The following is a 508-nucleotide window of genomic DNA, read 5'->3' on the forward strand; positions in this document are numbered from 1 at the left end:
ACAGATGAAGGTGGTAACGCCTATCGATTTCAAATCAAAGGTTTGGTCGATAGAAACTTCACCCTCGATTTAGCTTATGCCGATAAAGATGTCGAACAAGATGAAGTCACCGATCGTTCACTCGCGCGTGATGCCAGTATTTATTACGTAAAAGGCGAATATCGTATTTCACTAGACCAAACATCGCTACTGCAACCCGCGTTCACCTACATCAACCAAGATGCGGATGGAAAAGCAGAATCGTATGACTCTTATGCCTTTGACGTAAGTTGGTTTAAGTTCATCAACCGTCATCGTTTAGCCTTAACCGCAGGCTATGCACTCAAAGATTATCAATCGGCGAGCCAAACTTTTGCGAAAACGCGCAGTGATGACACCTTGAGCTTGTTTGCCGCTTACGAATACCAAAACGTGTTTGATTGGCAAAACTGGTCGTTCATTTCCTTCGCGGGTTATAGCCAAACCGATTCAAACATCACCTTTTATGACGAAAATGAATACCTTTTGT

At 43.1% G+C, this 508-nt stretch carries 1 protein-coding gene; it reads left to right on the forward strand.

Annotated features, from left to right (window positions below; all coding sequences use genetic code 11):
• Positions 1–508, forward strand: a 508-nt coding sequence (locus R7044_RS28305; RefSeq protein WP_225456421.1) for a DUF2860 family protein, incomplete at both ends; no start/stop codon positions are given.

It is taken from the genome of Vibrio sp. 1402 (genome assembly GCF_033340275.1).